This window comes from Acidovorax sp. SRB_24, from assembly GCF_012931925.1.
This window is the reverse complement of record NZ_MWOM01000006.1, coordinates 26,962-53,372: the sequence shown is the minus strand read 5'-3', so window position 1 is coordinate 53,372 and position 26,411 is coordinate 26,962. Positions and strand designations below refer to the sequence as shown.

Genomic DNA, 26,411 nt, shown 5'->3' with positions numbered 1-26,411 from the left:
TTACAGCGCCTCCCCACGCTGGATCGCATGCTCTATTTCTTCCTGGATGCGGCTCCACTGGCGCACGAACCGGCGCCGGCACCATTCGAACATGGCCAGGCCCACGAGCAGCACGGCACCTGCGCCCAACCAGCTAGTCCACGCCGTGGCATCGATCGTTACCCCCAGAAACCGCAGCTCTGGCCCCATCGCCGCGTTGAGTTGCAGGTGGTAGGTCATCTCGACCATGCAGGCCGCGCCGAGCACCGCCACCAGCGCCGTTGCGGCCAACGCCAGATAGGTCATGGCGAGACGCCCCAGCTTCCCGTAGCGGGCCACGCGCAAATTCATCATGATCAGGCTGGCAATGCCCCCGGGCGCATACATCACCATGAACAGGAAAACCAGGCCCAGGTACAGCAGCCAGGCCTTGGACAGCTCGGACAGCAGCACCGAGGCCAACACCAGCAGCACCGCGCCGATGATCGGCCCGAAGAAGAACGTCGCACCGCCGAGGAAGGTGAAGAGCAGGTAGCCGCCCGAGCGCACCACACCCACGCTGTCGGCGCCGGTCACGATCTCGAAGTTGATCGCGGCGAGGCCGCCGCCAATGCCGGCAAAAAAGCCCGCGATGATGAAGGCGAAGTAGCGCACGCGCTGCGTGTTGTAGCCAATGAACTCGACGCGCTCGGGGTTGTCGCGCACGGCGTTGAGGATGCGGCCCAGGGGCGTTCCCGTGAAGGCGAACATGGCGGCGGTGCAGACGAAGCAGTACGCCGCGATCAGGTAATACACCTGGATCGCCGGGCCGAAGCTGATGCCCAGGAACCCTTTGCCGTAGACGCGGTCGGTGGTGATGCCGCCCTCGCCGCCGAAGAACTCGGGGAACATCAGCGCCATCGAGGCCACCAGTTCGCCAATGCCGAGCGTGATCATCGCGAACGTCGTGCCCGACTTCTTGGTGGTCACGAAGCCCAACAGCACCGCAAACAGCATGCCTGCCAAGCCGCCGACGAGCGGGATCAGCACCAGCGGTATCGGCAGCGTGCCCTTGCCCGCCAGGTTCATGGCGTGGATGGCGATGAACGAGCCCAGGCCGGTGTAGACCGCATGGCCGAAGCTCAGCATGCCGCCCTGGCCCAGCAGGATGTTGTAGCTCAGGCAGATGATGATGAGGTAGCCCATCTGCGAGAGCATGGTCAGGGCCAGGCTGCTCGTGAACAGCAGGGGCGAGACGATGAGCAGCAGCGCAAACAGCGTCCAGACGACAAATCGGCCCACGTTCCAGGGCCGGAAACGGTAGGCGGGCACGGCGCGCGGATCAGAGGGTGTGGATGGGGTCATGGCATCAGTCCTCCCGGGTGCCCAGCAGGCCCTTGGGGCGGAAGATCAGGATCAGCACAAGGAACAGGTACGGCAGGATGGGTGCCACCTGCGACACCGTGAGCTTAAGCAGCGGCCAGCCAAAAGTGCTCTCGGACACCGCCACGCCCAGCCCCTGCAGCGCCTGCGCGAGCGAATAGTCGATCGCCACGGCGAAGGTCTGCAGCAGCCCGATCAGCAGCGAAGCGAGGAACGCCCCGGCCAGCGACCCCATGCCGCCCACCACCACCACGACGAAAATGATGGAGCCGACCGAGCCCGCCATGGCCGGTTCGGTGACATAGGTGTTTCCGCCAATCACACCGGCCAAGCCCGCCAGCGCGCAGCCCCCGCCGAACACCAGCATGAATACGCGCGGCACGTTGTGGCCGAGCGCCTGCACCATCTCCGGGTGCTTGAGCGCCGCCTGGATCACCAGGCCGATGCGCGTGCGCGTGAGCAGCAGCCACACCGACAGCAGCATCAAGAGCGCCACCAGCATGATGAAGGAGCGCGACTTGGGAAATTGCGTCCCATACAGCGTGAACAGCGGCCCCTGCAGCTGCGTGGGCAGGCCGTAGGGCACGGTGGAGCGCCCCCACACCAGCTGCACCAGTTCCAGGATCAGGTACGACAGGCCGAACGTGACGAGCAGTTCGGGCACATGGCCGAATTTGTGCACGCGGCGCAGGCTGTAGCGCTCGAACAGCGCGCCCAGCACGCCCACGGCCAGCGGCGCCAGCACCAGCGCCGGCCAGAAGCCGACGACGCTGGAAATGGTATAGGCCAGGTAGGCCCCGAGCATGTAGAAACTGGTGTGCGCGAAATTGAGCACGCCCATCATGCTGAAGATCAGCGTGAGGCCCGAACTCAGCATGAAAAGCAGCAACCCATAGCTGACGCCATTGAGCAGCGAGATCACGAAAAACTCTGGATTCATCGAAAAGCTTCGTCACAGGGGTAAAAAAAAGGCCCGAGGGGTGTCGGGCCTCGTGCGAGCGCAGCGCGCTCAGGAAGGGCGCTTCATCTGGCAGGACGTGGGCGTGCTGGCCACGTAGGGCTCGAAATACTTCACTGGCGCCAGCGTGTAGCCGGTGTTCTCGGGCGAGTAAGGGTATTTGGCGCTGGCCTTCTCCCACTTGGTGATGTACAGACCCTGCTGCAGCTGGTGGTCGGCCTTGCGCATTTCCACATCGCCGTTGTAGCTCTTGAACTTCATGCCCTCGAGCGTCGCTGCCACCCTGGCGGGGTCGGTGGACTTGGCGCGCACAAAGGCCTCGACCAGCGCGTCATACACCGTCTGTATGTCGGTGGTGTAGAGGTCATCGTTGAACTTGGCCTTGTATTGCGCGGCCAGCTTGCCGATGTCGCCACCCATGTTGTAGTGCCCATAACCCACCTGATAGACCTTGCCGTCCGATGCCGCGCCCATGGCGGTCGGCGTGCCGGTAGTCACCGCGTAGTAGGTATAGAACTTGACATTGTTCAGGCCCGAGTCGTTGGCTGCCTTGATCAGCAGCGCCAGATCGGAGCCCCAGTTGCCGGTGATCACGGTGTCGGCGCCCGACTGCTTGATCTTGGCGATGTAAGGCGCGAAGTCGCGCACCTGCGCCAGCGGGTGCAGGTCGTCGCCGACGACCTGCACGTCGGGGCGCTTGTGCTTGAGCATGTCCTTGGCGAACTTCGAGACCTGCTGGCCGTGCGAATAGTTCTGGTTGATCAGGTAGACCTTCTTGACCTCCGGCAAATCCTTCATGTAGGTGGTGAGCGCTTCCATCTTCATCGAGGTGTCGGCGTCGAAGCGGAAGTGCCAGTAACTGCACTTGCTGTTGGTCAGGTCGGGGTCCACGGCGGCGTAGTTGAGGTAGACCACCTCCTTGCCGGGGTTGCGCGCATTGTGCTTTTCCAGCGCGTCGATGATCGCCAGCGCCGGGCCGGAGCCGTTGCCCTGCACCACATAGCGCGCGCCCTGGTCCATGGCCGAGCGCAAGGCGCTGGTGGTTTCCTGGGGGCTGAGCTTGTTGTCGATGCCGATGATTTCGAATTTCACCCCGGCCGCGTTTTTCTTGTTGACCTCTTCCGCCAGGAACTGAAAGCTCTTGAGCTGGTTGGTGCCCACAGCGGCCATGAGACCTGAGAGGGGATCAAGCCAGGCAATCTTCACGGTCTCGCCCTTTTGGGCAAAAACGCCTCCCGCGCTCGCCAACATGATGGATGCCGCTACTGCCTTGATAGCAAATCTCATTGTCAGATCTCCTGGTGAATCAACAAAAGGCAGCGTACCGTGCCGTGCCGAGTGCGCCGCTCAGGGAATGCCCCTAGCCGCTATCGCCCGCGCGACTGCCTGCTGCGCCCGCCCGGGCGCAGCAGGCCGAGGCCTCACACGCCTGGCAGTTGGTAGTCCTTGAGCACTTCGCGCAGCTTGACCTTGAGCATCTTGCCCGTGGCGCCCAACGGAATCGCATCGACGAACACCACGTCGTCCGGAATCTGCCATTTAGCGGTCTTGCCCTCGTAGAACTGGAGCAGCTCCTCGCGCGTGGCCTGCATGCCGGGCTTGAGCGTCACCGCCACGATGGGGCGCTCATCCCACTTGGGGTGCGGCATGCCGATGCATGCAGCCATGGCGATGGCCGGGTGGCCCATGGCGATGTTCTCGATGTCGATCGAGCTGATCCACTCACCGCCCGACTTGATCACGTCCTTGCTGCGGTCGGTGATCTGCATGAAGCCATCGGCGTCGATGGTCGCCACGTCACCGGTCGGAAACCAGTTGCGGCCCTGCGCGTCGGGCATCAGCGGGCTGTCACCTTGGTAATAGGTGTCCAGGATCCATGGTCCCCGCACCAGCAGGTCCCCATAGGTCTTGCCATCCCAGGGCAGTTCCTTGCCGTTGCCATCGACGATCTTCATGTCCACGCCATAGATGGCACGCCCCTGCTTTTGCAGGATCTTCATCTGCTCGTCCTTGGGCAGGGACAGGTGTTTGTTCTTGAGCGTGCACAGCGTGCCCAGCGGACTCATCTCGGTCATGCCCCAGGCGTGCAGCACTTCGACGCCATAGTCGTCCTGGAAGGCGGTGATCATGGCCGGCGGGCAGGCCGAACCACCGATCACCGTGCGCTTGAGGGTGGAGAACTTCAGACCCGTGGGCTTGAGGTGGGAGAGCAGCATCTGCCACACGGTGGGCACGCCAGCGGCATAGGTCACCCCCTCGGCCTCCATCAGTTCGTAGATCGACTTGCCGTCCATGGCCGGGCCCGGAAACACCAGCTTGCAGCCCGTGAGCGCCGCCGAATACGGAATGCCCCAGGCATTGACGTGGAACATGGGCACCACGGGCAGTACGGAGTCGCGCGCCGACAGGCACATCACATCGGGCAGGGCCGCCGCATAGGCGTGCAGCGTGGTCGAGCGGTGGCTGTAGAGCGCCGCCTTCGGATCGCCCGTGGTGCCGCTGGTGTAGCACATGCTCGACGCGGTGTTCTCGTCGAACTGCGGCCACACGTAGTCGCTTGGGTGCCCGCCGATCCACTCTTCGTAGCTCGCCAGGCCGGGAATGCCGCTGTCCTGCGGCAGCCGGTCGGCATCGCACAGCGCCACCCATTTTTTCACCGTGGGGCATTTGGCGTGCACGGCCTGCACCAGCGGCAGGAAGCTCAGGTCAAAGCACAGCACCCGGTCTTCGGCGTGGTTCATGATCCAGGCGATCTGGTCGGGGTGCAGGCGCGGGTTGATGGTGTGCAGCACGCGGCCCGAGCCGCTCACGCCAAAGTACATCTCCAGGTGGCGGTAGCCGTTCCAGGCCAAGGAGGCCACGCGGTCGCTGAACTGCAGCTGCAGCGCATCGAGCGCATTGGCCAGGCGCCGCGAGCGCGCCGCCAGGTCGCGGTAGGTGTAGCGGTGGATGTCGCCCTCGACGCGGCGCGAGACGATCTCGCCGTCGCCGTGGTGGCGTTCTGCAAACTCGATCAAAGACGAAATCAGCAGCGGCTGATCCTGCATCAAACCCAACATAGGTGCTCCTTGAATAATTGGTCGCTACAACAAACGCCGTCCCAGCGTTTTTGCCAGGCCACAGCCGTGCTGGCGTGCGCCGCAAGCGTGTGCATTGTGGCCCCTGAAACCCCCTCCCCGCGAGACCGCTTGGCCCTGCAGGAACTGGGCCTTGTCGTCTGCGGGACAATGTTCCGATGACACAGCTTGCCGACCGCACGACCACCCTGGATGCGGGGTTGACCTGGAACAACGCCTTTGCCGGGCTGGGGCCCGAGTTCTTCACGCGCCTGTCGCCCACGCCGTTGCCGGCGCCGCACTGGGTGGGCCGCAGCGACGCCGCGGCCCACGCGCTGGGCCTGGACCCGGAGTGGTTCCAATCCGACGCGGCGCTGCAGGTGTTTGCCGGCAACCGCACGCTGCAGGGCAGCGACCCGCTGGCCAGCGTCTACAGCGGCCACCAGTTCGGCGTCTGGGCCGGGCAGCTTGGCGATGGGCGCGCCATCCTGCTGGGCGAAACGGCCGCCGGCCTGGAGGTTCAACTCAAAGGCAGTGGCATGACGCCGTATTCGCGCATGGGCGATGGGCGCGCCGTGCTGCGTTCGAGCATCCGCGAATTCCTGTGCAGCGAAGCCATGCACGCGCTCGGCATTCCCACCACGCGCGCGCTGTGCGTGGTCGGCTCGCCCCAGCCCGTGCGGCGCGAAACCACCGAGACCGCGGCGGTGGTCACGCGCACCGCGCCCACCTTCATCCGGTTTGGGCATTTCGAACACTTTGCGTCGCGCAACCTGCTCGGGCCGCTGCGCGCGCTGGCCGACCATGTGATCGACCGCCATTACCCCGAATGCCGCGACACACCGCACTACGGCGGCAACGCCTACGCTGCGCTGCTCCAGGCCGTGACCGAGCGCACGGCGGACCTGGCAGCGCACTGGCAGGCCGTGGGGTTTTGCCATGGCGTGCTCAACACCGACAACATGAGCATCCTGGGCCTGACCATCGACTATGGCCCGTTCCAGTTCCTCGACGCCTTTGAGCCCAACCACGTCTGCAACCACAGCGACACCCAGGGCCGCTACGCCTTCAACCGCCAGCCCAACGTCGTCTACTGGAACCTGTTCTGCCTGGGCCAGGCGCTGCAGCCGCTGATTGGCGAGCCCGAAGTCGTGGTGGCGGCGTTGGAGCCCTACAAGACGCGCTTTCCGGCCGAGCTGATGGCACGCCTGCGCGCCAAACTCGGGCTGCGCCAGGCCACGGAGGGCGACGGCGCCACCATGGACTCCCTCCTGCGCCTGTTGGCCGACAACCGCGTCGACTACCCCATCTTCTGGCGCCGGCTCTCGCATGCTGTGGCGCAAGGGCAGTTCGAGCCGGTGCGCGACCTGTTTGCCGATCGCGCCGGATTTGACCAGTGGTTGCTCTCCTATTCAGAGCTAACAGCGCAGACTGGTAGTGCGTTTGATGCCGATTTGATGCTCAAAACCAATCCGCGCTATGTCTTGCGCAACCACTTGGCCGAGCAGGCCATCCGCGCCGCGAAACTTGGCGACTTCAGCGAACTCCAAACCCTGCAGCGTCTGCTGGAGCGCCCGTTTGACGAGCACCCCGGCCATGAGGCCTATGCAGACTTCCCGCCCGACTGGGCATCCACCCTCTCCATCAGCTGTTCATCATGAGCTTTTCCATCCAGAAAACCGAGGCCGAATGGCAGGCCCTGCTCCAGGGCAAGGGCGCCGAGCCTGGCGCGCTGCAGGTCACGCGGCACGCCGCCACCGAGCGGCCTTTCACCGGCAAGTTCAATGCCCATTGGGCCGACGGCAGCTACCACTGCGTCTGCTGCGGCGCCAAACTGTTCGACTCGGCCACCAAGTTCGACGCCGGCTGCGGCTGGCCCAGCTTCTCACAGGCCGTGCCCGGGGCCATCTCTGAAATCACCGACCGCAGCCATGGCATGGTGCGGGTCGAAACCGTGTGTGCACAATGCGGTGCGCATCTGGGCCACGTCTTTGAGGACGGCCCCGCCCCCACGGGCCTGCGCTACTGTATGAATTCCGCGTCGCTGGACTTTGAGGCGGGCGGATCCTGAAACGTTTTCCACTGCCCCTGGCGCCATGAAACTTCTCATCGACTTCTTCCCCATCATCCTGTTCTTTGCCGCCTTCAAGGCCTGGGGCATCTTCACCGCGACCGCCGTGGCGATTGCGGCCACGGTGCTGCAGATCGGCTACCTGCGCTTCAAGCACGGCAAGGTGGAGCCCATGCAATGGCTGAGCCTGGGCGTGATCGTGCTATTTGGCGGCGCCACCCTGCTCTCGCAGAGCGAGACGTTCATCAAATGGAAACCCACGGTGCTGTACTGGCTGATGGGCGGCGCGCTGCTGGTCGGGCAGCTGGTGTTTCGCACCAACCTCATCCGCCGCCTGATGGGCACGCAAATGGACCTGCCCGAGGCCGCCTGGCGTGCCGTGAACTGGAGCTGGGCCGGTTTTTTCGCCGTGATGGGCGTGCTCAACCTCTGGGTGGCCTACCACTTTGACACCGACACCTGGGTCAACTTCAAGCTGTTTGGCGGCATGGGACTGATGTTCGCCTTTGTCATTGCACAGGCGCTGTACCTGGGCCGCTACGCCAAGGACACCGACACCTCCAACAAGCCCCAGCCATGAACACCGAAGCCATCACTGCCTCTGCCATGGAGCACAGCCTGCGCGCCGCCCTCGCGCCCACCGCCCTGCAAGTGCTCGACGAAAGCCATGCCCACGCCGGCCACGCCGGCGCCAACGGCACCGGGTTTGGAACCCATTTCCGGGTGCGCGTGGCCTCACCTTTGTTTACCGGTTTGCCCCGCGTGCGGCAGCACCGCCTTGTGTATGATGCGCTGCAAGAATTTATTGACCGCGGCGCCCATGCCATTGCCATAGAAATTCTCTGATCTGGCCCCCATCTTTTCCGCTCGCCGGCCGTCAGCCTGCAGCCCATTTCTCTTATTTGGATTCCACATGAAGAAACAGCTTCTGTCCGGCCTCGTGGCCGCCGCCTTGCTGGGCACCGTGGCCATGCCCGTTTTTGCCCAGAACATCGCCATCGTGAACGGCAAGCCCGTTCCCAAGGAGCGCGCCGAAGTGCTCAAGCAGCAGGTCGAGCGTTCAGGCCGTCCGGTCACGCCAGAAATGGAAGGCCAGATCAAGGAAGAAGTCATCGCCCGCGAAATCTTCATGCAGGAAGCGCAAAAGCGCGGTCTCGAAGCGTCGCAGGATTACAAGGCGCAAATGGAACTGGCGCGCCAGACCATCCTGATCCGCGAGCTGTTTGCCGACTACCAGAAGAAGAACCCCGTTACCGACGCGGAAATCCAGGCCGAGTACGACAAGTTCGTCGCGGCCAACGGCGGCAAGGAATACAAGGCCAGCCACATCCTGGTCGACAGCGAAGACGAGGCCAAGGCCATCATCGCCTCGATCAAGAAAGGGGCGAAGTTCGAAGACCTCGCCAAGAAGAAGTCCAAAGACCCAGGCTCTGGCGCCAAGGGTGGCGACCTCGACTGGGCCAACCCCAGCAGCTATGTCTCTGAGTTCACCGAGGCCCTGATCCAGCTCGACAAGGGCAAGATGACGCAGACGCCCGTGAAGAGCCAGTTCGGCTGGCACGTGATCCGCCTGGACGACGTGCGCCAAGCGCAGCTGCCCAAGCTCGACGAAGTCAAGCCCCAGGTGGCCCAGCAGCTGCAGCAGCAAAAACTGGCCAAGTTCCAGGAAGATTTGCGCGCCAAGGCCAAGGTCGAATAAGGCGTTCGTCGCGGGCCAGCTCGCGGCAACTGCCCACACTCTGCAAAGCGGCTTCGGCCGCTTTTTTGTTGCACGCTCAGGCCGTGCGGCCCAGCACCCAGCCTGCGGCCATCAATGCGCCGATCAGCACGGGCTGGTGCAGCATGTAATAGCTCAGGCTCCAGCGCCCCAGCACCGCAAGCGGGCGCAGGGCGGCAAACACATCGCCCTGCAGCCATGCCGGCCTGCGCTGCAGCAGCCATTGCCCCGCAGCCATCCCCCACCACACCACGCCCAGCCATGGAAAGACGGGCACATAGTCTTCGGTGTAGGGTTTGCGTGACACCAGCCCAAGCCAGTTGAGGCTGCGGGCATCCATGGGGCCGGCGACATCCGCCAGCGGACCCGCAAGTGCCCATTGGGCCAGCCAGGGCAGCGCCAGCGCCACGGTGCCGGCAAACCACAGCGCGCGCCCCCAGCCCGCCGTGCAGCGTGCCACCAGCAGCACCACCACCATGGCATGCAGCACGCCAAAATAAATGAAGCTCTGCGGAAACATGGCGAACGAGCCCGCACTGACCAGCAAGGCAGAGCCTACGATCTGCGCCCAGCGCCGCCCAAAACGCGGCCATCTCTGCCCCTGGTGCACGGCAATGGCCTGCCCCAGTCCGGCGCAAAAGAGGAACATGCTGACGATGGCGGTGCGTTGCCAGGTCCACCAGGGGTCGGTGCGAAAGTCTTGCGGCCAGTAGCCGAAGTGGCTGAGGTCAAAACAGGCATGGAAGACCGTCATCCACAGCATCGCCGCACCGCGCAGCGCATCCACCCGGTCAAAGCGGCGACGCGGCGCTGCGGGGCCGGGTTGGGTCTGAAAAGGTATCACGGATACAGAAAAGTGAAACAGGCACAGCCCATGATGCCAGGGCGCACACACCGACCTCTCCGACCTTGCGCGTCGACGCCCTCAAATCGATGGCATGCCAGCGGCGACGGCCTTGGTTTGCGCGCGACAAGTTGCGGCGCGTCGATCTGTGTCGCAGGGCACGCGACCAGCGCACGCAGGACCTGCCTTGCGGCAGTGCGACGTGCGCAGCGCCACCGCTAGGTGGGTTTACCCGCCGTGTCTATGGGTGAGCACGGCGGACTGCTGCCCCCATGGTCGCCGATGGGGGAGTCCGCTTCATCTGCAGGCACTGTGTCGGCGCCACCCACCAACTTGCCAGCGGCGCCGCCTCCCAGCGCTCCGGCAACGGCTCCAATGGTGCCGCCGACCAACACGCCCACCGGCCCCCCCACCGCCGCGCCGACTGCGGCGCCCGCGGCCGAACCTGCAATGACGCCGCCTCCCATCATCGCGGACTGCGATTCCCGCTCGGCTTCCCCGGGCTCGAGCGCAACCTGAGCTGCGGGCGTCGGATCCTGCGACGGAACACCGTGGCCCGGAACCGCCTGCTCGGCAAGGTCCGGGTCCACAGGCTTTACACCGCTCTGTTGTGTGGTGGATGCGTTCATGGGCTTCTCCTTCGGAAGTTGACGATGAGGCGAGCCGGGCCGGGCACTCGCTGCATCTCCGTTGTAGGCTGCACACTACACCGTTCGCCCCGTCCTGGGGGCCGTGATGCTGTCAGACAACGTCCAGTGATTTCGGCGCCACCCTCGTTCCGGCCGGCAAGACGCTGGACAGCGCCGAGGAGGACGAAGTACGCAGGAGACAGAGGACAGGTGCCCACACCATCCAATCCCAGGTGGCGGATGAGGCAAGGCACAAGAAGACAGTTCGCGCTGGCGCTACGCGATCGCCGTAAGACAGTGGCTGTTCTGTTAGACAAAAGGCCCTAGGTCATTACAACCTAAGGCCTTGATATCAATGGTCGGAGCGGCGGGATTCGAACTCGCGACCCTCTGCTCCCAAAGCAGATGCGCTACCAGGCTGCGCTACGCTCCGACAGCTAATATTCTAACTTGGAAAACAGGCGGTTTTTTGAAGGAGCCCGTACGATTTCAATTTAAATGCTCCCGGGCACGCGTCTGGCCCGCGTGCAAGTGCTCAGCGGCTGCCCGGCCCAGGACCGCGGCCAGCCAGGTGGCGGAACGTGATGCGGCCCTTGGTCAGGTCGTAGGGCGACATTTCCAGCGACACCTTGTCGCCGGCCAGGATGCGGATGTGGTGCTTGCGCATCTTGCCGCCGGTGTAGGCAATCAGCTGGTGCCCGTTGTCCAGGGTCACGCGAAAGCGTGAGTCGGGCAGCACTTCCGTGACGCTGCCCTGCATTTCAATCAGTTCTTCTTTGGCCATGTTCAATCTCTTAAAAACAAATCAATCCGTGTTCAGCGCCTGCGCATGGCGCGTCCGCCCCGGGCAGCGAAGCCCTGTGAAGGACTAGGCACACTGTGCATTGCGGGCTGTGGGAGTCGCTGCACCCAATTGGAGCAGGTCGGGAAGGATGCCGGCTGAGACGGCTTCAATGGACAGGCGAGCGCTGTGCTTTAGCCTGTCAATTGTAGCGCGATGCGGCTGCCGTGCCTATGGGCTCTTCACTGTACCTGCACAGCAGCGGCCAGGGCGCGCACCAGGTCGGTCTGCGTGATGATGCCCGCCAGGCGCTGCTGCTCATCGACGATGGGAATGTGGTGGTGCCCGCCGTGCGAAAACAGCGGCACCAGCTCCATCACATGCTGCAGGGCCTGGGCCACCTGCACGGGGGCCGACATGATCTCCCCCACCACCTTGGGTTGGTGTCCGCGTCCCATCACCAGCCTGCGCAGGCGCTGTCCCAGGCCTTCGCGCTCGTCGAGGTTGGCCAGGCGCATGAAATCGGCCACCGTGACGATGCCCAGCACCGCGTGCTGCGCGTCGACCACGGGCAAGGCCTTGATCTGCTCGCGCCGCATCAGGGTCCAGGCGTGGGCCAGCGGGGCGCCCGCCTCGACCGCGAAGGGCGGTCTGGACATGATGTCGCGGCAGCGCAGCTCGCCCAGCGTGCGCGCAAACGCAGCGCGCCCTGCCATGTGCAGCAGCCCCTCCAGGTCGGCCCGGCTGATGTCCAGCACCTCGTTGTAGTGCGCCAGAGCAGCGTCCAGGTCGGCCGAGATGAAGCCCCCGTGCTGGGGATCGGCCCTGGCCTCCGGCGTGCGCTGCGGGTGCGGGTAGCTGCGCCCCGTGAGGCTGTTGTAGACCACGCCCGCCGCCAGCAGCACGACCGAGCTGAAGAGCACCGGAAATGCCGCCAGCTGCGCGCCCAGACCGTGGTTGAGCACGACGAACAGCGCCAGCGCCGCACCGGGCGGGTGCAGGCAGCGCAACGACAGCATGGCGGCGACCGCAAGCGCCACCGCGAGGGCCGCTGCCCAGGCCGGGTCGGGCACCAGGGCCGCGCAGGCCACGCCCACCAGCACCGACAGCGTATTACCCCCCAGCAGCGGCCACGGCTGCGACAGGGGACTCGACGGAATGGCAAACACCAGCACGGCGCTGGCGCCCAGGGAAGCGACCATCCACGGCTGCGCGCTCCCCGTGTGCGCCCACCACCGCCCCAGCAGGGCCATGCACAGCACCCCCAGGGCCACGCCCAGCGTGATGCGGACCCGCTCGCGCCCATTGATGCGCATCGGGGCGGGCCAGAAGTTGCGCAGCCACTGCAGCAGCTGCGCCCTGGCAGAGTGCGCTGGCGCGGCAGCGCTGGCGGCAGGTAGTGGCCGCCGGTCGATATCTGAAGAAGGCATGGACAAAGCGCGATGGAAGAACACAGAGGCGGCGGCTGGAGCCCCCATGGCGCGGCGCGGGGGCTGCGGCGCGGTGGGACGATTTCCGAAGTGCCGCCGCGGGCAAACCGCGCATTGTGCCCGCCGCTCCCCCAACCTGCTGCTGCAGCGCAATGGCCCTGTAGGCGGCGGGGTGCCAGCCCCCCAGGCGCGAGCCCCGCAAAACCGCGGCCCGGCCAGCCCCAGTTCCCGGCCGAACGGCGCGCAGGGGCCGATAGAATGGCCCGCTCCCACCATTACCGGGCCTGCCCACGTGTCTGATCGCCTTGCCGTTTTGCCGCAGTACCTTTTGCCCAAGCGCCTGCTGACCACGCTGGCGGGGCGCATCGCCTCGGCCCGCGCGGGCGGCCTGACCACGGCGCTGATCCGCCGTTTCGTCGCGCGCTACGAGGTCGACATGGCCGAGGCGGCCGAGCCGGACATGGCCGCCTACGACAGCTTCAACGCCTTCTTCACGCGCGCGCTGCGGCCCGGCGCCCGGCCGCTGGCGCAGGCCGACCTGGTCTGCCCGGTCGACGGCGCCATCAGCCAGTTCGGCGCCATCGACCAGGGCCAGGTCTTCCAGGCCAAGGGCCACAGCTACTCGGCCACGGCCCTGGTCGGCGGCGATGCGGCGCTCGCGGCGCAGTTTGCCGACGGCCATTTCGCCACGCTCTACCTGAGCCCGCGCGACTACCACCGCATCCACATGCCCTGCGCGGGCACCCTGCGCAGCATGGTGCATGTGCCCGGCGACCTGTTCTCGGTCAACCCGACCACCGCGCGCGGCGTGCCCGGGCTGTTCGCGCGCAACGAGCGTGTGGTCTGCACCTTTGATTCCGAGCACGGGCCGTTCGTGCTGGTGCTCGTGGGCGCGACCATCGTGGGCAGCATGGCCACCGTCTGGCACGGGCAGGTGAATCCGCCGCGCAGTGGCGTGCCGCGCCAGTGGGACTACACCGGCCAGGGGATTGCGCTGCAGCAGGGCGACGAAATGGGGCGTTTCCTGCTGGGTTCCACCGTGGTGATGCTGTTCCCCGCCGGGCCGCTGCGCTTCAACCCCGCCTGGGCGCCGGGCCGCGCCATCCGCCTCGGCGAGGCCATGGCCTCGCGCGGCGCGGCGCCGACCAGCGCCTGAGCCGCCAAGGCGCCGAAAGCCCCGGCCGGCGCGGGCCCGCTGGGCACGGGGATAATCCCGCCCATGTCCCTCCTGCCCCACCAGCTCGAACTGCTCTCCCCCGCCCGCGACGCCGACATCGGCATCGAGGCGGTCAACCACGGCGCCGATGCCGTCTACATCGGCGGCCCGGCCTTTGGCGCGCGCGCCACGGCCGGCAACGACCTCCGCGACCTGGAGCGCCTGATCCAGCATGCGCACCGCTTTGGCAGCCGCATCTTCATCACGCTCAACACCATCCTGCGCGACGATGAGCTCGAGGGAGCGCGCCAGATGGCCTGGCAGGTCTACCACGCCGGCGCCGACGCGCTGATCATCCAGGACATGGGCCTGCTCGAACTCGACCTGCCGCCTATCCAGCTGCACGCGAGCACGCAGACCGACATCCGCACGCCCGAGAAAGCGCGCTTCCTGCAGGACGCGGGCCTGTCGCAGATCGTGCTGGCGCGCGAGCTGACCCTGCAGCAGATCGCTGCCGTGCGCGCCGCCACCGACCCCGAACGCTGCAGCATCGAGTTCTTCGTCCACGGCGCCCTGTGCGTGGCCTATTCGGGCCAGTGCTATATCACCCACGCGCACACCGGGCGCAGCGCCAACCGCGGCGACTGCAACCAGGCCTGCCGCCTGCCCTACCAAGTCACCGACGACCAGGGCCGCTTCATCGCGCACGACAAGCATGTGCTGTCGATGAAGGACAACAACCAGTCGGACAACCTGCGCGCGCTCATCGACGCGGGCGTGCGCAGCTTCAAGATCGAAGGCCGCTACAAGGACATGGGCTATGTGAAGAACATCACGGCCCACTACCGCACGCTGCTCGACGCGATCATCGAAGAGCGCGAATGCTCGGGCCAGCCGCTGGCGCGCGCGTCGAGCGGCAGCACGCGCTTCTTCTTCACGCCCGACCCCGACCAGAACTTCAACCGCGAGTTCACCGATTACTTCGTCAACGGCCGCAAGGACGACATCGGCGCCTTCGACACCCCCAAGACGCCCGGCCGCGCGATCGGCTGGGTCACCCGCGTCGGCGAAGACTTTGTCGAACTCGAGACCAGCAGCCCCGAGACCGTGCTGCACAACGGCGACGGCCTGTGCTACTACGACCTGCAAAAGGAGCTGGTCGGCCTGGCCATCAACCGCGCCGAGCCGGTCTCCGGCCGCAGCGTGGGCCAGTGGCGGGTCTATCCCAAAGACCCGATCGCGGGCCTGAAGGACCTGCGCAAGGGCGTTGAAATCAACCGCAACCGCGACATGGACTGGGTCCGCATGCTCGACAAGAAATCGAGCGAGCGCCGCATCGGCCTGTGGGCGCAGCTGGCCGAAACCCCCACGGGTTTCGCGCTCACGCTGACCGACGAGGACGGCTTTGTCGGCAGCGCCAGCGCGGCCCTGGCGCACCAGTACGCCACCGATGCCACGCAAGCCGAGGCCACGCTGCGCGAGCAGCTGGGCCGCTTTGGCAGCACGATTTTTTCGGTGCACGACATCGCGCTGGCGCTGTCGCAGCCGTGGTTCGTGCCGGCGTCCGTGTTGAACGCGCTGCGGCGCGACGCCGTGGCCGCGCTCGAGGCCGCCCGCGCCGCCGGCCTGCCGCGCCTGCCGCGCGCCCAGCCCGTGCAGCCGCCCACGCCCTTCCCCGAAGACACGCTGAGCTACCTGGCCAACGTCTACAACACCAAGGCGCACGACTTCTACCGAAAGCACGGCGTGCAGGTGATCGACGCGGCGTACGAAAGCAAGGAAGAGGAAGGCGAAGTCAGCCTGATGATCACCAAGCACTGCGTGCGCTTTTCGCTCAGCCTGTGCCCCAAGCAGGCCAAGGGCGTGATCGGCGTCAAGGGCACCATCAAGGCCGAGCCGCTGCACCTCGTCAACGGCAAGGAAAAGCTCACGCTGCGCTTTGACTGCAAACCCTGCGAGATGCATGTGGTGGGCAAGATGAAGCGCTCGGTGCTGAACCAGCACCGGCAGGACATGGCCGAGAAGCCGCTGCAGTTCTACCGTACCCGGCCGCACACGGCCGCATGAGCGGGAGCGTGGCACCACGCTGCGCAATAGGGGCCGAATCTGCCTCTAGCCCTTACCTGATAATCGTCAATAGCTATCAAATAAGCAGCGTTTTGCTCTGCACATAAGAACATAGCCAAAGCTTGTTTGGCGCCAGCGCGGCAGCTGGCGACAATGGCCGCCATTGCCAGCCCGCGCTGGCATGTTGTGTTCCATCCCTATCCCGAGGAGACCCATGCGCATCGAAACCCTGGCCGTCCACGCCGGCTACACGCCCGATCCCACCACCAAGTCCGCCGCCGTGCCGCTGTACCAGACGGTGGCCTATGCGTTCGACAGCGCCCAGCATGGCGCCGACCTGTTCGACCTGAAGGTGGCGGGCAACATCTACACGCGCATCATGAACCCGACCACCGACGTGCTCGAGCAGCGCGTCGCTGCGCTCGAAGGCGGCGTGGCCGCGCTGGCGCTGGCCTCGGGCATGGCCGCCATCACGGCCGCGGTCCAGACCATTGCCGAAGCCGGCGACAACATCGTCTCGGCCAGCACGCTCTATGGCGGCACCTACAACCTGTTTGCCCACACCTTTCCGCAGCAGGGCATCGAGGTGCGCTTTGCCGACCCCGGCCGGCCCGAGACCTTTGCCACGCTGATCGACGCGCGCACCAAGGCCGTGTTCTGCGAATCGATCGGCAACCCGCTGGGCAACGTGACCGACATAGCCGCCCTGGCCCAGATCGCGCACGACCATGGCATTCCGCTGATCGTCGACAACACCGTACCCAGCCCCTACCTGTGCCGCCCGATCGAGCACGGCGCCGACATCGTGGTGCACGCGCTCACCAAATACATGAACGGCCATGGCAACAGCATCGGCGGCGTGATCGTCGACAGCGGCAAGTTCCCTTGGGGCCAGCACAAGGAACGCTTCAAGCGCCTCAACGAGCCCGACGTGAGCTACCACGGCGTGGTCTACACGGAAGCCCTGGGCGCTGCCGCCTACATCGGCCGCGCGCGCGTGGTGCCGCTGCGCAACATGGGCGCGGCGCTCTCGCCGTTCAACGCCTGGCTCACGCTGCAGGGCATCGAAACCCTGCCGCTGCGCATGGACCGCATCTGCGACAACACGCTGGCGCTGGCCCGGTTCCTGCAGAGCCATCCCAAGGTCGAATGGGTGCGCTACGCCGGCCTGCCCGACCACGCCGACCACGCGCTGGCGCAGCGCCAGATGAGCGGCAAGGCCTCGGGCATTCTGTCGTTCGGCCTCAAAGCCAGCGACGCCGACCCGCGCGCCGCCGGCGCGCGCTTCCTCGACGCGCTCGGCCTGTTCACGCGCCTTGTGAACATCGGTGACGCCAAGTCGCTGGCCACGCACCCGGCGTCGACCACGCACCGCCAGCTCAACCCCGAAGAACTGGCCAAGGCCGGCGTCAGCGAAAACATGGTGCGCCTGTCGGTCGGCATCGAGCACATCGACGACCTGCAGGCCGACCTGGCGCAGGCGCTCGAACGCGTCTGAGTCGCCGCACCGCGCCTGCCCCAGCGCCGCACGCGGTGCGCGGCGGGCGTGCTGAAAAACAGGGGATTTTTGGCCCCAAGCGCTTGTGCACGAAGCGCTTCAAGCTATCGAATTAGAAGCATTCAAAAGGCGCTGTATGGGCTGTGGAAAGTTCACAACAGCGATGCAGCGCAGCGGCATGCATTACCACTGCTTGGGCTTACGATGCGCCAGCGGTTCCTGAAAAAGCTTCATGCAACGCTGCAAGCGTTTTCACGCCGTGCCAAAGCCGCATTTCTTAAAGTCCGGTACTGCCTTCAACGCAGCCCGTCGGATGCAGGGGTTCGGCCCCGCAGCGGCACATAAATGGAGACAAGAATGACCTGGCAGCAAATCTACGACCCGTTCGGCAACATGATCATCTCCACCGCGCTGGCCGCGATCCCGGTGGTGGTCATGCTTGCGGCGCTGGGCTTCTTCCACATCAAGGCGCACATTGCGGCCGGCATGGGGCTGGTGGCAGCGCTGCTGGTGGCCATCTTTGCCTATGGCATGCCGGTGGACATGGCCGGGCGCGCAGCACTCTACGGCGGCTTCACCGGCCTCTTGCCGATTGGCTGGATCGTGCTGAACATCATCTTTCTGCACCAGCTGACCGAGCAGAACGGCAGCTTCAAGGTGCTGCAGGACTCGCTCTCGGGCATCACCGAAGACCGGCGCATCCAGCTGCTGCTGATCGCGTTCTGCTTTGGCGCATTCTTCGAGGGCGCGGCCGGCTTTGGCACGCCCGTGGCGGTGACGGCCGCGATCCTGATCGGCCTGGGTTTTTCGCCGCTGGCGGCCTCGGGCCTGTCGCTGATCGCCAACACCGCGCCCGTGGCCTTTGGCGCGCTGGGCACGCCCGTGATCACGCTGGCCAAGGTGCATGGCTACGATCTGATGGAAGTCACCGCCATGATCGGACGCCAGCTGCCGTTTTTCTCGCTGCTAGTGCCGTTCTGGCTGATCTGGGCGTTCGCCGGGCGCAAGGGCATGATGGAAATCTGGCCGGCCATCCTGGTGACGGGCGTGTCGTTTGCCGTGCCGCAGTACCTGGTGTCCAACTTCATCGGGCCGGAACTGGTGGACATCATTGCGGCCATCATCTCGATGGCATGCTTGGTGGGCTTCCTGCGCGTGTGGCAGCCCAAGAAGGTGTGGACCTCGCCGTCGCTGCGCGGCAAGGACATCAGCGCTGCCGAGGCCAAGCCGCCCCAGGCGGTCGCGCAGCACAGCCGCGCTGAACTGCTGCGCGCCTGGATGCCCTGGGTGGTGCTGTCGGTGTTCGTGTTCATCTGGGGCCTGCCCGTGGTGAAGACCTGGCTCAACGGCCTCTTCGCCCCCGCCTTCCCCATGAGCGGGCTGCACAACCTGGTCGAAAAGGTGCCACCCGTGGTGACCCAGCCGACCAAGGAAGGCGCCATCTATACGCTCAACCTGCTTTCAGCCACCGGCACGGGCATCCTGCTGTCGGCCATCGTCAGCGCGCTGCTCATGAAGTACAACCCGGTGGCCATCGTGCGCACCTTCTTCAAGACGGTGTGGCTGGTGAAGTATTCACTGCTCACCATCGTTCTGATGCTGGCCCTGGGCACGCTCACGCGCTACTCGGGCACCGACACCACGCTGGGCCTGGCGTTTGCCAACACCGGCGTCCTCTACCCGTTCTTCGGCACGCTGATGGGCTGGCTGGGCGTGGCGCTCACCGGATCGGACACGGCCTCGAACGTGCTGTTTGGCGGCATGCAGAAGGTGGCGGCCGAGCAGTTGGGGCTGTCGCCCAACCTGATGGGCGCGGCCAACAGCTCGGGCGGCGTGATGGGCAAGATGATCGACGCGCAGTCCATCGTCGTGGCGTCCACGGCCACGCGCTGGTTCAACCACGAAGGCGACATCCTGCGCTACGTGTTCTTCCACTCGATTGCGCTGGCCTGCCTGGTGGGCCTGTACGTGACGCTGCAGGCCTATGTCTGGCCATTCCATCTGATGGTCGTGCACTGAACGGGCAAGACGCGACCCTAAGCCGCGCCGACCGAGAAACACAAAAGCCCTCGTCAGAGGGCTTTTGTGTTTGCAGCGGCCACAAGGCCGCACCGCCAAATGGCGATCAACCCTGGTGGGGGCGCTTGCCGGGGTTCTTCTTGCTGCGCGTGGACACGCCGCGCTCCAGGCTTACGCGCTGGCCACGGCCGGCGGTGGGCAGGGTGAAGCCAGGCAGGGTTTTCGGCTGGGGGGTGCGCTTGCGATCTGCTTCGGTGACGATTTTGTTGCCCATGGGAGGCCTCCGCTAAAAAGTGAAAAGAAAAAGGGAAAGCCCTCTATTAGGCCATAGCTGCGGCGCCCCTGACCCAAGCGCCATGGCCCTGCGTGGCTTCATGGCACGCCGGCACGTCCACGCAGGCGCTGCACCAGGGTCACGCCCGCGAGCACCAGCGCACCGGCGACCAGGCCGACCACGGCGTTGAGGCCATTTGCGGCCAGGATCTGCGCCCAAGCCCCGACCTGGGACGCCGCAACGGCCCAGCCCTCGGTCGCGTGGTGCAGCGCAGGCCAACCGTGCACCAGAATGCCGCCGCCCACGAGGAACATGGCCGCCGTGCCCGCCACGCTGAGCGCCTTCATCAGCCCCGGCGCAGCGCGCACCACGCCGCGCCCCAGGGCCTGGGCCACGGCGTTGCTGCGGTCGGTGAGCCACAAGCCGAGGTCGTCGAGCTTGACGATGCCCGCCACGAGGCCGTAGACGCCGACGGTCATCAGTGCCGCGACGGCCGTCAGCACCGCCAGCTGCTGCACGAAGGGCGCCTCCGCCACCGTGCCCAGTGCGATGGTGATGATCTCGGCCGACAGGATGAAGTCGGTGCGCACGGCGCCCTGGATCTTGCCCTTTTCGAACGCCACCATGTCGACGGCGGGATTGGCGTTCGCCTGCACGAGGCTGTCGTGCTCGGCCGCGGCGCGCGGCGCGCTGTGCAGGAACTTGTGCGCCAGCTTCTCGAAGCCCTCGAAGCACAGGAAGGCGCCGCCCAGCATGAGCAGCGGCGTCACCGCCCAGGGGATGAAGGCACTGATGGCCAGCGCCGCCGGCACCAGGATGAGCTTGTTGACCAGCGAGCCCTTGGCCACGGCCCAAACCACGGGGATTTCGCGCTCGGCCCGCACGCCCGACACCTGCTGCGCGTTGAGCGCCAGATCGTCGCCCAGCACACCAGCGGTCTTTTGCGTGGCCACCTTGGTCATGGCCGACACGTCGTCGGCGATCACAGCGCTTTTCTTCGCTGCCACCTTGGTCATCAGGGCCACGTCGTCGAGGATGGTGGCAATGTCGTCCAACAGGGTCAGCAGGCTGGCTCCGGCCATGGAAACTCCTTGGGAGAGGTGCTGAAAGTGGACGGATTATGGATAAAAAAAGCTTCCAGCGCTTGTAGGACATGCGCTGGAAGCTATGTTTTTGATAGTGAAACAGGTCAGCAGCGCAGCCGCTGCGCGCGCTGTCCCAAGCTCAACCGATCCATTTGCGCGCGTTGCGCCAGATCTGCATCCAGGGGCTGGCCGCCGCGGCGCCGCCGGTGGCGCCCAGGTCGGTCCAGCTCATCTGGATGTTGCGGAAGACCCGCTCGGGGTGCGGCATCATGGCCGTGAAACGGCCGTCGGCGGTGGTCACGGCCGTGAGGCCGCCGGCGCTGCCGTTGGGATTGAACGGGTACTGCTCGGTGGCGACGCCGTGGTGGTCGACGAAGCGCATCGCGGCGACCGCCTGGGCCGCGTTGCCGCGGTGCTTGAAGTTGGCATAGCCCTCGCCGTGCGCCACGGCGATCGGCAGGCGGCTGCCGGCCATGCCGGCGAAGAACAGGCTCGGCGATTCGAGCACCTCGACCATCGACAGCCGCGCCTCGAAGCGCTCGCTCTGGTTGGTCGTGAAGCGCGGCCAGTCCTGCGCGCCCGGAATGATGTCGGCCAGCTCGGCAAACATCTGGCAGCCGTTGCACACGCCGAGGCCGAAGGTGTCCTGGCGCGCGAAGAAGCCCTGGAACTGCGCCGCCAGCACGGGGTTGAAGGTGATGCTGCGCGCCCAGCCAATGCCGGCGCCCAGCGTGTCGCCGTAGCTGAAGCCACCGCACGCGACCACGCCCTGGAAGTCCTGCAGCCGGGCGCGGCCGGTCTGCAGATCGGTCATGTGCACATCGTGCGCCTCGAAGCCCGCTTCGGTGAAGGCATAGGCCATTTCGATGTGCGAGTTCACGCCCTGCTCGCGCAGCACGGCCACCTTGGGGCGCGCGAGGTTCAAGAACGGCGCGGCCACGTTGACGGCCGGGTCGAACGCCAGGTGCACATGCATGCCGGGGTCGGCCGGCGCGCCGGCGGCGGCGTGCTCGGCGTCGGCACCGGCCGGGTTGTCGCGCTGCTGGCAGATCTTCCAGCTCACGCTGTCCCAGACCTGGTGCAGGTCGTGCAGCGGCGCGCTGAAGACCTCCTTGGCGTCGCGCCACACCGACAGCTGGCCCTTGCCCGCGTCGATGGCAGAGCTGGCCGGGCGCGTCTTGCCGACGAAGTGGCTGAAGGCCGAGAGGCCGTGCGCGCGCAGCGTCTGCATGACCTCGTTGCGCTCGGCCGTGCGCACCTGCAGCACCACGCCCAGCTCTTCGTTGAACAGCGCCTTGAGCGTCAGCTCTTCGCGGCGCGCGCTGACCTGCTGCGCCCAATTCTTGGCGTCGCCGGTTTCCATGCGGCTGTCGGAGATGCCGTCGCCTTCGATGACCAGCATGTCGACGTTCAGCGCCACGCCGACGTGGCCGGCAAAGGCCATCTCGGCCACCGCGGCCAGCAGGCCGCCGTCGCTGCGGTCGTGGTAGGCCAGAATCTTGCCCTGCGCGCGCAGCGCGTTCACGGCGGCCACGAGGTTCTTCAGGTCTTGCGCGTCGTCAAGGTCGGGCACGGTGTCGCCGGCCTGGTCCAGCACCTGGCCCAGGATGCTGCCGCCCATGCGGCTTTGGCCCTTGCCCAGGTCGATCAGCACCAGCGTGGTGTCGTCCTCCGTGGCGTCAAGCTGCGGCGTCAGCGTGCCGCGCACGTCTGCCAGCGTGGCAAATGCGGTGATGACCAGGCTGACGGGCGAGACCACCTTGTGGGCTTCGCCTGCGTGCTGCCACTGCGTGCGCATCGACAAGGAGTCCTTGCCGACCGGAATCGACACGCCAAGCGCCGGGCACAGCTCCAGGCCCACGGCCTTCACGGTGGCGTACAGCGCCGCATCCTCGCCAGGCTCGCCGCAGGCGGCCATCCAGTTGGCCGAGAGCTTGACGCGCGGCAGCTCGATCGGCGCGGCCAGCAGGTTGGTGATGGCTTCGGCCACGGCCATGCGGCCCGAAGCCGGCGCGTCGATGGCGGCCAGCGGCGTGCGCTCGCCCATGGCCATGGCCTCGCCGGCAAAGCCCTTGTAATCGGCCAGCGTCACCGCCACGTCGGCCACCGGCACCTGCCAGGGGCCGACCATCTGGTCGCGGTGCGTTAGGCCGCCCACGCTGCGGTCGCCGATGGTGATCAGGAAGCGCTTGGACGCCACCGTGGGGTGGCTCAGCACGTCGATGACGGACTGCTGCAGGCTGACGCCGGTGAGAACCATGGGCGCGAACTCGCGCGCCACGGTGGCCACGTCGCGGTGCATCTTGGGCGGCTTGCCCAGCAGCACCGACATGGGCATGTCCACCGGCAGCTTCTGGTCGTCGGCCGTGGCGGCCGTGTCTTCGAGCACCAGCTGGCGCTCTTCGGTGGCCGTGCCGATGACGGCGAACGGGCAGCGCTCGCGCTCGCAGAACGCCTGGAACTGGTCCAGCGATTCGGGCGCGATCGCCAGCACATAGCGCTCCTGGCTTTCGTTGGACCAGATTTCCTTGGGCGCCATGCCCGACTCTTCGAGCTGCACGGCGCGCAGGTCAAAGCGCGCACCGCGGCCGGCGTCGTTGGTCAGTTCGGGAAACGCGTTCGAGAGCCCGCCCGCGCCGACGTCGTGGATCGCCAGGATCGGGTTGGCCGCGCCCTGCGCCCAGCAGTGGTTGATGACCTCCTGCGCGCGGCGCTCGATTTCGGGGTTGCCGCGCTGCACCGAGTCGAAGTCGAGCTCGGCCGCGTTGGCGCCCGTGGCCATCGAGCTGGCGGCGCTGCCGCCCATGCCGATGCGCATGCCCGGGCCGCCCAACTGGATCAGCAGCGAACCGGCCGGGAATTCGATCTTCTGCGTTTGCGCTGCGTCGATCACGCCCAGGCCGCCGGCGATCATGATCGGCTTGAGGTAGCCGCGCGCGACGCCCGCGACGGTCTGCTCATACTCGCGGAAGTAGCCCAGCAGGTTGGGCCGGCCGAACTCGTTGTTGAACGCGGCGCCGCCCAGCGGCCCCTCGGTCATGATCTGCAGCGGGCTGGCGATGTGGCCGGGCTTGCCGCCCTCCTGGTCGGAAGCGCCGCCCCAGAGCTTGGAGACGGTGAAGCCCGTCAGGCCCGCCTTGGGCTTGGAGCCGCGCCCGGTCGCGCCTTCGTCGCGGATTTCGCCGCCCGCGCCCGTGGAGGCACCGGGAAACGGCGAGATCGCCGTGGGGTGGTTGTGCGTTTCCACCTTCATCAGCACGTGCTGCAACGCACTCTCTTTTTGATAGCTAACAGCGCTTGACCCGCTTGCGCTGGAGGCCATTTTGGCCACAAACCGCTCGACCTGCGTGCCTTCCATCACCGAGGCGTTGTCGGAGTACGCCACCACCGTGTGCTGCGGGCTGGTCTGGTGCGTGTGGCGGATCATGCCGAACAGGGTCACGCCCTGCGCCGCGCCGTCGATGGTGAACTGCGCGTTGAAGATCTTGTGGCGGCAGTGCTCGCTGTTGGCCTGCGCGAACATCATCAGCTCGACGTCGCTGGGGTTGCGGCCCAAGCCCTGGAAGGCGTGAACGAGGTAGTCGATTTCGTCGTCGGCCAGCGCCAGGCCAAAGCGCACGTTGGCCGCTTCGAGCTGCGCGCGCCCGCCGCCGAGCACGTCCACATGCTCCATGGGCTGGGGCTGCAGCGCGGTGAACAGCGCCTGCGCGCCGGCCAGGTCGGCCACCACGGACTCGGTCATGCGGTCGTGCAGCAGTGCGGCGACCTGCGCCAGCTGCTCGGCGCTGAGCGTCGGCCGGCCCAGCAGGCCCGACTGCAGTTGCAGGCGGTATTCGGTGACGCGCTCGACCCGGTGGATCTGCAGCCCACAGTTGCGCGCGATGTCGGTGGCCTTGGACGCCCAGGGCGAGACGGTGCCCAGGCGCGGCGTGACGACGATGGCGGGGCCCTCGGCCGGGCCGGCGTAGGGCTCGCCGTAGGTCAGCAGGTCGGCCAAGCGCTGCTGCTGCTCGGGGGTCGGTGCCACGTCGGTGGCAACCAGGTGCACATGGCGCGCGGCGATGGCGGCGATCTTCGGGTGGATGGCTTCGAGCGCAGCCTGGAGTTGTTGGGCGCGGAAAGGGCTGAGAGCGTTACCGCCCGCAAGCGTGGTCATGTGCAAGGTCACAGTGGCGGCCTGAAGGGTTTGAGAGGACAGAGGGACCGACCGGGGGCAGCCCGGCGATGGCGGCGCCGGAAGGCCTGCGCACGCGGGATCGAAGCCCGGCATTTTACCGGGCTGGGGGCAGGGGCAGCTCCCGGTGGCCGGCAGGGCACAGGGCGCGATGGGATAATTGCCGCATGAGCATCACCATCAAAACGGCAGAAGACATTGCCGGCATGCGCGTGGCATGCCGCCTGGCCTCTGAAGTGCTGGACTACATCGCACCGCACATCCGGCCCGGCATCACCACCCGCGAAATCGACCGCCTGGGCGCCGAATGCATGGCCCAGCAGGGCACCATTTCGGCCACCATCGGCTACCAGCCGCCGGGCTACCCACCCTACCCCGCGTCGCTGTGCACCTCGGTCAACCATGTGGTCTGCCACGGCATTCCCAACGACAAGCCGCTCAAGAAGGGCGACTTCGTCAACGTCGACGTCACCGTGATCACCCCGGACGGCTGGTACGGCGACAACAGCCGCATGTACCTGATCGGCGAATGCTCGATCGCCGCCAAGCGCCTGTCGGCCATCACCTTCGACGCCATGTGGCTGGGCATCCAGCAGGTCAAGCCCGGCGCCCACCTGGGCGACATCGGCCACGCCATCCAGAAGTTCGCCGAAGGCCATGGTTTCAGCGTGGTACGCGAGTTCTGCGGCCACGGCATCGGCAAGGTGTTCCACGAGGAGCCGCAGGTGCTGCACTACGGCCGCCCCGGCACGCTCGAAGAATTGAAGCCCGGCATGGTCTTCACCATTGAACCGATGATCAATGCCGGCCGGCGCGAGATCAAGGAATTCGGCAACGACGGCTGGACCATCGTCACCAAGGACCACAGCCTCTCGGCCCAGTGGGAGCACACGGTGCTGGTTACCGAAACCGGCTACGACGTGCTGACGCTCTCCGCCGGCTCACCCGCCCTGCCCCCCTTCGTCCAGGCCACGGCCACCTGAGCGCCACCGCGCACGCTTCTTGCATGGTTGCGGGCCATGTCCTCTGACCCTGCCCTGTCCATGACCGAACTGCACGACCTGCGCGACACCTACCGCCAGCACAAAGCGGCCCTGCTGGCCGCGCTGCAGGCCTCGCAGGCGTCCACGCGCGGCATCCACGCGCGCCTGCGCAAGCTCTCGGGCCTCACCGGCAGCCTGCTGTGCACGCTGTGGGCGCACGCGGCCCTGCCACAGAGCTTGGCGCTGGTCGCCGTCGGCGGCTTTGGCCGCGACCAGCTGTTTCCCTACTCCGATGTGGACGTGCTGCTGCTCTTGCCCGAGGACGGCG

21 protein-coding genes, 1 tRNA gene and 1 pseudogene are annotated in these 26,411 nt (G+C 66.4%); 11 read left to right on the top strand and 12 right to left on the bottom strand.

The genetic code is table 11. The features are described 5' to 3' along the window. The 4 genes from B2J89_RS03370 to B2J89_RS03355 form a co-directional block, all read right to left on the bottom strand. Positions 1-1,323, bottom strand: a complete 1,323-nt coding sequence (locus tag B2J89_RS03370; RefSeq protein ID WP_169167818.1) for a branched-chain amino acid ABC transporter permease — start codon at positions 1,321-1,323, stop codon at positions 1-3. Between the two features lie 4 nt (positions 1,324-1,327). Next, positions 1,328-2,281: a branched-chain amino acid ABC transporter permease gene (locus B2J89_RS03365; protein ID WP_169167817.1), complete on the bottom strand. Its 954-nt coding sequence runs from the start codon at positions 2,279-2,281 to the stop codon at positions 1,328-1,330. A 69-nt stretch (positions 2,282-2,350) separates the two neighbouring features. After that, entirely contained in the window at positions 2,351-3,586 is a 1,236-nt protein-coding gene (locus B2J89_RS03360; RefSeq protein WP_169167816.1) for a branched-chain amino acid ABC transporter substrate-binding protein, read from the bottom strand. Positions 3,587-3,720: 134 nt separating this feature from the next. After that, positions 3,721-5,358 (bottom strand): 3-(methylthio)propionyl-CoA ligase, encoded by a 1,638-nt coding sequence (locus tag B2J89_RS03355; protein WP_169167815.1) that lies wholly within the window; start codon positions 5,356-5,358, stop codon positions 3,721-3,723. A gap of 176 nt (positions 5,359-5,534) precedes the next feature. On the opposite strand from B2J89_RS03355, the gene B2J89_RS03350 reads away from it, so the two are divergent. From B2J89_RS03350 to B2J89_RS03330, 5 genes are all read left to right on the top strand, one after another. Then, positions 5,535-7,016 carry a YdiU family protein gene (locus B2J89_RS03350; protein WP_169167814.1) on the top strand — a complete coding sequence of 494 codons (1,482 nt, stop codon included), beginning with the start codon at positions 5,535-5,537 and terminating at the stop codon, positions 7,014-7,016. Beyond that, on the top strand, positions 7,013-7,426 hold the full coding sequence (gene msrB / locus B2J89_RS03345; RefSeq protein ID WP_169167813.1) for a peptide-methionine (R)-S-oxide reductase MsrB: 414 nt from the start codon (positions 7,013-7,015) through the stop codon (positions 7,424-7,426). The genes B2J89_RS03350 and msrB overlap by 4 nt, the downstream gene beginning before the upstream one ends. 25 nt (positions 7,427-7,451) lie before the next feature. After that, positions 7,452-8,006, top strand: a complete 555-nt coding sequence (locus B2J89_RS03340) for a septation protein A (RefSeq protein ID WP_169167812.1) — start codon at positions 7,452-7,454, stop codon at positions 8,004-8,006. Further along, positions 8,003-8,272 (top strand): BolA family transcriptional regulator, encoded by a 270-nt coding sequence (locus B2J89_RS03335; RefSeq protein ID WP_169167811.1) that lies wholly within the window; start codon positions 8,003-8,005, stop codon positions 8,270-8,272. The genes B2J89_RS03340 and B2J89_RS03335 overlap by 4 nt, the downstream gene beginning before the upstream one ends. 67 nt (positions 8,273-8,339) lie before the next feature. Then, positions 8,340-9,125, top strand: coding sequence for a peptidylprolyl isomerase (locus tag B2J89_RS03330; protein ID WP_169167810.1), 786 nt, complete (start codon positions 8,340-8,342; stop codon positions 9,123-9,125). A 76-nt stretch (positions 9,126-9,201) separates the two neighbouring features. On the opposite strand, the gene B2J89_RS03325 is transcribed toward B2J89_RS03330, so the two are convergent. The 5 genes from B2J89_RS03325 to B2J89_RS03305 all read right to left on the bottom strand — a co-directional run bounded on the left by B2J89_RS03325 (position 9,202) and on the right by B2J89_RS03305 (position 12,827). Further along, complete coding sequence (locus tag B2J89_RS03325; RefSeq protein ID WP_240964716.1) at positions 9,202-9,906, bottom strand: heparan-alpha-glucosaminide N-acetyltransferase domain-containing protein; 705 nt, start codon at positions 9,904-9,906, stop codon at positions 9,202-9,204. A gap of 299 nt (positions 9,907-10,205) precedes the next feature. Then, on the bottom strand, positions 10,206-10,616 hold the full coding sequence (locus B2J89_RS03320; protein ID WP_240964712.1) for a hypothetical protein: 411 nt from the start codon (positions 10,614-10,616) through the stop codon (positions 10,206-10,208). 356 nt (positions 10,617-10,972) lie between these two features. Continuing rightward, positions 10,973-11,049: transfer RNA gene (locus B2J89_RS03315), tRNA-Pro, on the bottom strand. A 102-nt stretch (positions 11,050-11,151) separates the two neighbouring features. Then, positions 11,152-11,400 (bottom strand): translation initiation factor IF-1, encoded by a 249-nt coding sequence (infA, locus tag B2J89_RS03310; protein ID WP_169167809.1) that lies wholly within the window; start codon positions 11,398-11,400, stop codon positions 11,152-11,154. Positions 11,401-11,639: 239 nt separating this feature from the next. After that, positions 11,640-12,827 carry an HPP family protein gene (locus B2J89_RS03305; protein WP_169167808.1) on the bottom strand — a complete coding sequence of 396 codons (1,188 nt, stop codon included), beginning with the start codon at positions 12,825-12,827 and terminating at the stop codon, positions 11,640-11,642. 292 nt (positions 12,828-13,119) lie between these two features. Here B2J89_RS03305 and asd point away from each other — a divergent pair, with 292 nt between their 5' ends. From asd to B2J89_RS03285, 4 genes are all read left to right on the top strand, one after another. Beyond that, positions 13,120-13,983 (top strand): archaetidylserine decarboxylase, encoded by an 864-nt coding sequence (asd, locus tag B2J89_RS03300; protein ID WP_169167807.1) that lies wholly within the window; start codon positions 13,120-13,122, stop codon positions 13,981-13,983. Between the two features lie 63 nt (positions 13,984-14,046). Further along, entirely contained in the window at positions 14,047-16,050 is a 2,004-nt protein-coding gene (locus B2J89_RS03295) for a U32 family peptidase (protein WP_169167806.1), read from the top strand. Between the two features lie 214 nt (positions 16,051-16,264). After that, a complete protein-coding gene (locus B2J89_RS03290) occupies positions 16,265-17,548 on the top strand; it encodes an O-acetylhomoserine aminocarboxypropyltransferase/cysteine synthase family protein (protein ID WP_169167805.1) in 1,284 nt (427 codons plus the stop codon). Between the two features lie 357 nt (positions 17,549-17,905). Continuing rightward, positions 17,906-19,567 carry an L-lactate permease gene (locus B2J89_RS03285; protein ID WP_169167804.1) on the top strand — a complete coding sequence of 554 codons (1,662 nt, stop codon included), beginning with the start codon at positions 17,906-17,908 and terminating at the stop codon, positions 19,565-19,567. A gap of 106 nt (positions 19,568-19,673) precedes the next feature. Here the strand turns inward: B2J89_RS03285 and B2J89_RS03280 are convergent, their stop codons facing one another. From B2J89_RS03280 to purL, 3 genes are all read right to left on the bottom strand, one after another. Then, positions 19,674-19,841: a hypothetical protein gene (locus B2J89_RS03280; protein WP_169167803.1), complete on the bottom strand. Its 168-nt coding sequence runs from the start codon at positions 19,839-19,841 to the stop codon at positions 19,674-19,676. A 98-nt stretch (positions 19,842-19,939) separates the two neighbouring features. Continuing rightward, positions 19,940-20,923 carry a DUF808 domain-containing protein gene (locus B2J89_RS03275; RefSeq protein WP_169167802.1) on the bottom strand — a complete coding sequence of 328 codons (984 nt, stop codon included), beginning with the start codon at positions 20,921-20,923 and terminating at the stop codon, positions 19,940-19,942. A 142-nt stretch (positions 20,924-21,065) separates the two neighbouring features. Beyond that, positions 21,066-25,094 (bottom strand): phosphoribosylformylglycinamidine synthase, encoded by a 4,029-nt coding sequence (gene purL / locus B2J89_RS03270; RefSeq protein ID WP_169167801.1) that lies wholly within the window; start codon positions 25,092-25,094, stop codon positions 21,066-21,068. Between the two features lie 173 nt (positions 25,095-25,267). Here purL and map point away from each other — a divergent pair, with 173 nt between their 5' ends. Together map and B2J89_RS22650 are read left to right on the top strand one after the other, a co-directional pair. Beyond that, the gene (gene map / locus B2J89_RS03265) at positions 25,268-26,083 is read left to right on the top strand and encodes a type I methionyl aminopeptidase (protein ID WP_169167800.1); all 816 of its coding nucleotides are present in this window, start codon (positions 25,268-25,270) and stop codon (positions 26,081-26,083) included. A 60-nt stretch (positions 26,084-26,143) separates the two neighbouring features. After that, positions 26,144-26,411, top strand: a pseudogene (locus tag B2J89_RS22650) (bifunctional uridylyltransferase/uridylyl-removing protein); the annotation flags it as partial.